This window comes from Mesorhizobium sp. M2A.F.Ca.ET.037.01.1.1, from assembly GCF_003998075.1.
Taxonomy (GTDB): domain Bacteria; phylum Pseudomonadota; class Alphaproteobacteria; order Rhizobiales; family Rhizobiaceae; genus Mesorhizobium.
Map to the genome: position 1 here is coordinate 1 of NZ_RZSA01000381.1, position 5,703 is coordinate 5,703.

A 5,703-nucleotide genomic window follows, 5' to 3' on the forward strand; every position below is an offset into this window, starting at 1 on the left:
TCGTGCCGATGTCATAGGCGAGGTCGCGCTGCGGCGGCAGTTTTGCACCGGCATCGATGACGCCCTTGTCGATATCTGACTCAATGCTGTCAGCAAGACGCTGATAGAGCGGACCGGAGCCAGTGGAGAGGTCAGGGAGCCAATTTGTCATGGTGACAATTTTCTATATTGCACAGCGCGATGAGTCAATCCATATCGAGCCCGCGATTGGAAAGGTACAATCGAGACAAGGTAGAACGACAATGGATACAATTGATACAATTCGCTATGCTCGCCCGGCTTTGGGCGCGCAGGCCGAGCTCTTGGCCCATCGCAGCTTCGTCGGCCGCATGGTGGTTGTGCTCCGTTCCATCGCTACGCAGATCGGCCGCATGCTCGAGCGTCGGCGCGGCCGCCTCGCACTGCTTGAGATGACGGACGAGCAGCTCAAGGACATCGGCATCTCGCGCTGCGATGCCCATCGCGAAGGAATCAGGTCGTTCTGGGAGTGATGCCCCGTCGTCGAATGACAACCTATCGACGGCCAGATTGGACGCGGGTTGCGGGTTTTCCCCGCAACCCGCCGATGCCGTGGTCGATCAGCACGGCAAGCACGCTCAATCCGACGAACAGCGCCGTGACGCCCGCAGCCGAAACGGCGACGCTGGCCGCGCCGTTCTTGGCCACGTCGAGGAACGGGTAGGGTACTTCGCCGGCGAAGGGCGCGCGGATCAGCGCGTAGGCGAGATAGGCCAGCGGATAGATCATCCACCAGGAGATATCGCGCCAGCGCGTCGAGCCATCCGCGCCCGCGGTGAGCCACCACAGCACGAAGATCAGCGGCGTGACGTAGTGGAGCAGGATGTCGCAAAGCAGGAACAGGCCCTGTGGTTGCCAAAGTCCTGCCAGCACGGTCGCGTAGACGATGAAGACCAGGGTGATGGCGACCGCGACGCCGGCGCGCATGCGCTGCCCGGCGAAGGCCGGGAACCAGGCATAGCCGGTGGGCGATAGCAGCGAAGCATGCACCATCACGGCGGCGATGTTGGTCAAGATGGTGAAGATGCTGAGAAGAAAGACGATCGAGCCAAGTAGGCTGCGCCCGGCCGCCATCGACGCCGGAATGGTGATTGCGGCCTGCAGGACAAGCGCAATCAGCCCGATGACCAGTCCCGCCATCTGCAGGAACCGGCTCATCGCAGGTTTACGCGGCAGCCGCGCAGGACGGGTTTCCGGCCTGCCAGCGGGCGATGTCGGAACCGATGCGCGCGCCGAGCGGCTCGTTCATCAGCGGCCCGAACACATCGACGCGGCTGGAATTGCCCTGCGCCTGCACGACCAGCAGCGGCTTGCCGCCATAGTGCTTGGCGGGCACCAGCAGGAAGCGCGGCGTGCCGCTGTAGGAATTGAGCTCATTGGCCATCTGGTAGGCCTTGAAGGCCGGATCCTTGCTGGCGATCCAGCATTTATGCGCCGCGATGGCGACCTGTTCCATGGCAAGCAGCGAGGCGCTTTTGCCCGAGGGAACCGGCGTCGTCTTGGGGCTGGACTGGCAGGAAGCCAAGGCGAGCCCGGCGGCGGCCAGGAGAGCAAGGCGAGCGATCGTCGGTCTCATGGTCAGTCCGCCCCCGCGTTCCGAAAAGGATCAAGCCGCGAGGCCGAGCGCGCTTTCGAACAGCGCGCGTCCATCATTGCCGCCATGCGCCGCCTCGATCAGGTTTTCGGGATGCGGCATCAGACCGAGCACGTTGCCCTTGTCGTTGACGATGCCGGCAATGTCGTTGATCGAGCCGTTGGGATTGGTGCCTTCGGCGTAGCGGAACACGACCTGGCCTTCGCCTTCGAGCCGGGCGAGCGTCTCGGCATCGGCGAAGTAGTTGCCGTCATGATGCGCCACGGGTGAGCGGATGATCTGTCCGGGCTTGTAGTGCCGGGTGAACATGGTGTTGGCGTTGGTGATCTCGAGCTTTACCTGGCGGCAGACGAATTTCAGCGAGGCGTTGCGCATCAAGGCGCCGGGCAGTAGTCCCGCCTCGACCAGGATCTGGAAGCCGTTGCAGACGCCGATGACGGTCACGCCCTTGGCGGCCTTTTCGGCCACCGCCCGCATCACCGGCATGCGCGCCGCGATCGCGCCGCAGCGCAGATAGTCGCCGAAGGAGAAGCCGCCGGGGATGGCGATCAGGTCGACATCGGGGATCTCTGTGTCGGTCTGCCAGATGGTCGCCGGCGTCTGGCCGGAAATCTTGGTCAGCGCCGCGATCATGTCGCGGTCGCGGTTGAGGCCAGGCAGGAGGACGACGGCTGATTTCATTAGCTTGTCCTAAATTCGTTGTAGGGTGTTTTCAGTGCGAGAGCCGCATATACTTCGAAAAGGTGTTGCAGAATATCATCTTCGATCACAACGTAGCGACCTTTCAGAGCGCGGATACGCGTCATACAATCTGTAAACGCAGTTCTGAAAATCTCATCGAGCATAAGAGCTTTTCGAGAACCTTCCGGTTTGTAAGTCGCTAGCCGGCCGGTTTTTTCACGAGCAATCTTGAATGCAAAAGAAGATTGTTCGGGGCGTCCACCTATGTGGTTACCGATCCGCTGCCAGATATTTTTGGCGCGACCGACATAGATTGGCGTTGTATCCTCATAGAGAGCGTACACTCCCGGTCTTTTGGGGAACCCGGCACGAGGGCTTGCCGGTTTGAGGTCGCAACTGAGTAATTGCTCGAAAAGCGATGGCATTTGATCGACGGCTTTGCTGTACTCAGCCAGCAACGGCATTAAGCGATCTCCACCGCGTAATTCTCAATCACCGTGTTCGCCAGAAGCTTGTCGCACATAGCCTTGAGATCGGCTTCGGCCCTGGCCTTGTCGGTTCCGGTGAGTTCGATGTCGAACACCTTGCCCTGGCGAACCTGGCCGACGCCGTCGAAGCCCAATCCGGAGAGGGCATGCTCGATCGCCTTGCCCTGCGGGTCGAGGACGCCGTTCTTGAGGGTCACGGTGATGCGGGCTTTCATCGATACTCCTAAGTGATGGATCGGGCGGTGGACCTGCCATTGCCCAGCAGGCCGGTCGGTATTAGTGCTTCAGGCCCTTGGGCGCATCGGAAGAGGCGACGAGGACCGGACCCGTCGGGCGCGGCGGCTCGTTCTCGTTGATGATGCCGAGACGGCGGGCGACTTCCTGATACGCCTCGACGAGGCCGCCCATGTCGCGGCGGAAGCGGTCCTTGTCGAGCTTGTCCTGGGTGGCGACATCCCACAGCCGGCAGGAATCCGGCGAGATTTCGTCGGCGACGACGATGCGCATCATGTCGCCCTCGAACAGGCGGCCGCATTCGATCTTGAAGTCGACGAGCTGGATGCCGACGCCGAGGAACAGGCCGGAAAGAAAGTCGTTGACGCGAATGGCCAGCGCCATGATGTCGTCGATTTCCTGCGGGCTTGCCCAGCCGAAGGCAGTGATGTGCTCTTCCGACACCATCGGATCGTCGAGCGCATCGGCCTTGTAATAGAATTCGATGATCGAGCGCGGCAGCACCGTGCCTTCCTCGATGCCGAGGCGCTTGGACAGAGAGCCGGCGGCGACATTGCGCACGACGACCTCGAGCGGGATAATCTCGACTTCCTTGATCAACTGCTCGCGCATGTTGAGCCGGCGGATGAAGTGGGTCGGGATGCCCATGCGGTTCAAGTGGTTGAAGATGTGCTCGGAAATGCGGTTGTTGAGCACGCCCTTGCCATCGACCACTTCATGTTTCTTCTTGTTGAAGGCGGTGGCGTCGTCCTTGAAGAACTGGATCAGCGTCCCGGGCTCAGGTCCCTCATAGAGGATCTTGGCCTTGCCTTCGTAGATGCGGCGGCGATTTTTCATTTGATTTTTTCTCTGGGTCTGCGGGCAGGCGGCAAATGACCGGTTCCTGTCCGTCTGCCTAAATTAGTATGGCGACGGCGGCGTTCAATGCCGGTGTTATCGCAATCGCCTGGTTTGCTCAATCGCCAAATCCGGCGAATCAACCGCTTTCGGGACTGAAATGCCGCAGCGCAGCATGCGACGAAGTATATTGACCGGGTCGCGGCCTTTTGATTTGTGCTTGCCCATCACACATATTCACCGCGAACGCGAATCGGATTGATCGGAGGGACGTCATGAGCAGCATGAAAGACCGCGAAGAGGGCTTTGAGCGCAAATTCGCCTTCGACGAGGAACTTCGCTTCAAGGCCGCAGCCCGGCGCAACAAGGCGCTTGGCCTCTGGGCCGCCGAGAAGCTGGGCAAATCCGGCGCCGATGCCGAAGCCTATGCCAAGGAAGTGGTGGTCTCCGATATCGAGGAGGCAGGCGACCATGACGTCTTCCGCAAGATTCGCAAGGATTTCGATGCGGCCGGCGTCAACCAGTCAGACCATCAGATCCGCCGCACCATGGACGAGTTGATGGCGCAGGCGATCGAGCAGATCAAGAATGCCTGAGGCCGGAGTCTAGCTGGACCAATCGACCGCCCGGCCAAACCGGGCGGTTTTTCTTTGCCTTTGCCGTCGTTTCCGGCTGAACTGCGGGTTGTCATCAAGGAAGGTCCGATGTCGCTCAAATCCCGCCTGGTCGCCGACGAAACGCTGTTCACCGCCTGGTCGGGGGTGCCGGACGCGCTGACGGTGGAAATCATCGCCAAGCAGGATTTCGACGCCGTCACCCTCGACATGCAGCATGGCGGCCACCACGAGGACAGCGTGCTGCGCGGCTTGGCGCCGGTGCTGGCCGCCAACAAGCCCGCGCTGGTGCGCATTCCGGTCGGGCGCTTCGACATGGCGAGCCGCGCGCTCGATTTCGGCGCCGAGGCGGTGATCGCGCCGATGGTGAACTCGGTGGCCGACGCACGGCAGTTCGCCGCCGCGATGAAATATCCGCCTATGGGCGAGCGATCCTGGGGGCCGACTTACGCATTCCCGCGCCACGGCAAGGGCGACCACGCCGAATGGCTGCGCGACTCGAACCAGCGCACAATGGCCTTCGCGATGGTCGAGACGCGGGCGGCATTCGAGGCGCTCGACGGCATCCTCGATACGCCCGGCATCGACGGCATCTTCGTCGGCCCGTCGGATTTCTCGATCGCCTGGTCGAACGGAACGACCGTCAATTCGACGCTGGAAAGCATGATGGAGACGGTCGCTTCGATCGCCGAGCGGACGCGCAAGGCCGGCAAGCATGCGGCGATCTACGTCATCGAGCCGGCAATGGCCGGCCGCGTGGTGTCGATGGGCTATCGGCTGCTCGCCATGGGCTCGGACCACACGCTGATCTCGCTCGGCGCGAAGACCCTTTTGAAGAGCATGCGGGATTCCATCGGCGCCTAAGGCGTGCTGATATTCGGGTGAGGCCGGCCTGCAAATGGCGGTTTCCTGCGCTTCCGGTGCTCACGTACATCAAGTACGCTCCGCTCCGGTTCTCGGAAACCGCCCAGTTTGGCCGCTTCGCGCCCGTCTTCGACTCCGACTCGGCCTGACCTGAATCTCAACACACCTTGGGTCGTCTCAGGGCTGCTTCAGTTCCGTCAGGAATTTGGCGAAGGTCATCGACCCCTCGGGCCACGGGCCGAAACCGGCGTCGTGGTTGAGATGGCCGGCCTCGCCGGCGTCGATGAAGAGCGATCCCCAGGCGGCGGCAATGTCCTCGGCGACCTCGAAAGCGCAGAACGGGTCGTTGCGGCTGGCGATCACGATCGACGGG

General features: G+C 61.8%; 10 protein-coding genes and 1 pseudogene. 3 read left to right on the forward strand and 8 right to left on the reverse strand.

Translation table 11 applies throughout. The annotated features are described in order from the left end of the window. A pseudogene (locus tag EOA27_RS19100) lies at positions 1-151 on the reverse strand (GntR family transcriptional regulator); the annotation flags it as partial. A gap of 91 nt (positions 152-242) precedes the next feature. On the opposite strand from EOA27_RS19100, the gene EOA27_RS19105 reads away from it, so the two are divergent. Further along, complete coding sequence (locus EOA27_RS19105; RefSeq protein WP_126083791.1) at positions 243-491, forward strand: DUF1127 domain-containing protein; 249 nt, start codon at positions 243-245, stop codon at positions 489-491. Between the two features lie 22 nt (positions 492-513). Here EOA27_RS19105 and EOA27_RS19110 read toward each other — a convergent pair whose 3' ends face one another. From EOA27_RS19110 to purC, 6 genes are all read right to left on the reverse strand, one after another. After that, a complete protein-coding gene (locus tag EOA27_RS19110; protein WP_126082489.1) occupies positions 514-1,176 on the reverse strand; it encodes a Pr6Pr family membrane protein in 663 nt (220 codons plus the stop codon). 7 nt (positions 1,177-1,183) lie between these two features. After that, complete coding sequence (locus tag EOA27_RS19115) at positions 1,184-1,594, reverse strand: hypothetical protein (RefSeq protein WP_126082490.1); 411 nt, start codon at positions 1,592-1,594, stop codon at positions 1,184-1,186. 30 nt (positions 1,595-1,624) lie between these two features. Further along, the gene (purQ, locus tag EOA27_RS19120) at positions 1,625-2,293 is read right to left on the reverse strand and encodes a phosphoribosylformylglycinamidine synthase subunit PurQ (protein ID WP_126082491.1); all 669 of its coding nucleotides are present in this window, start codon (positions 2,291-2,293) and stop codon (positions 1,625-1,627) included. Then, on the reverse strand, positions 2,293-2,757 hold the full coding sequence (locus EOA27_RS19125; protein WP_126082492.1) for a hypothetical protein: 465 nt from the start codon (positions 2,755-2,757) through the stop codon (positions 2,293-2,295). The genes purQ and EOA27_RS19125 overlap by 1 nt, the downstream gene beginning before the upstream one ends. Next, a complete protein-coding gene (gene purS / locus EOA27_RS19130; protein ID WP_126082493.1) occupies positions 2,757-2,996 on the reverse strand; it encodes a phosphoribosylformylglycinamidine synthase subunit PurS in 240 nt (79 codons plus the stop codon). Before purS ends, EOA27_RS19125 begins: the two co-directional genes overlap by 1 nt. A gap of 61 nt (positions 2,997-3,057) precedes the next feature. After that, positions 3,058-3,852 (reverse strand): phosphoribosylaminoimidazolesuccinocarboxamide synthase, encoded by a 795-nt coding sequence (gene purC, locus EOA27_RS19135; protein ID WP_042644540.1) that lies wholly within the window; start codon positions 3,850-3,852, stop codon positions 3,058-3,060. A gap of 275 nt (positions 3,853-4,127) precedes the next feature. On the opposite strand from purC, the gene EOA27_RS19140 reads away from it, so the two are divergent. Both EOA27_RS19140 and EOA27_RS19145 read left to right on the forward strand, forming a co-directional pair. After that, the gene (locus EOA27_RS19140) at positions 4,128-4,448 is read left to right on the forward strand and encodes a DUF1476 domain-containing protein (RefSeq protein ID WP_042644542.1); all 321 of its coding nucleotides are present in this window, start codon (positions 4,128-4,130) and stop codon (positions 4,446-4,448) included. Between the two features lie 108 nt (positions 4,449-4,556). Continuing rightward, the gene (locus tag EOA27_RS19145; RefSeq protein ID WP_126082494.1) at positions 4,557-5,330 is read left to right on the forward strand and encodes an HpcH/HpaI aldolase/citrate lyase family protein; all 774 of its coding nucleotides are present in this window, start codon (positions 4,557-4,559) and stop codon (positions 5,328-5,330) included. 177 nt (positions 5,331-5,507) lie between these two features. Here EOA27_RS19145 and EOA27_RS19150 read toward each other — a convergent pair. Then, positions 5,508-5,703 (reverse strand): alpha/beta hydrolase (locus EOA27_RS19150; RefSeq protein WP_145970416.1); only part of this gene is annotated, 196 nt, incomplete at its 5' end.

Coding starts and splice junctions, on each gene's coding strand:
- EOA27_RS19125 (WP_126082492.1), bottom strand. CDS start 2,757: ATGCCGTTGCTGGCTGAGTACAGCAAAGCCGTCGATCAAATGCCATCG.
- EOA27_RS19105 (WP_126083791.1), top strand. CDS start 243: ATGGATACAATTGATACAATTCGCTATGCTCGCCCGGCTTTGGGCGCG.
- purQ (WP_126082491.1), bottom strand. CDS start 2,293: ATGAAATCAGCCGTCGTCCTCCTGCCTGGCCTCAACCGCGACCGCGAC.
- purS (WP_126082493.1), bottom strand. CDS start 2,996: ATGAAAGCCCGCATCACCGTGACCCTCAAGAACGGCGTCCTCGACCCG.
- EOA27_RS19110 (WP_126082489.1), bottom strand. CDS start 1,176: ATGAGCCGGTTCCTGCAGATGGCGGGACTGGTCATCGGGCTGATTGCG.
- EOA27_RS19115 (WP_126082490.1), bottom strand. CDS start 1,594: ATGAGACCGACGATCGCTCGCCTTGCTCTCCTGGCCGCCGCCGGGCTC.
- EOA27_RS19145 (WP_126082494.1), top strand. CDS start 4,557: ATGTCGCTCAAATCCCGCCTGGTCGCCGACGAAACGCTGTTCACCGCC.
- purC (WP_042644540.1), bottom strand. CDS start 3,852: ATGAAAAATCGCCGCCGCATCTACGAAGGCAAGGCCAAGATCCTCTAT.
- EOA27_RS19140 (WP_042644542.1), top strand. CDS start 4,128: ATGAGCAGCATGAAAGACCGCGAAGAGGGCTTTGAGCGCAAATTCGCC.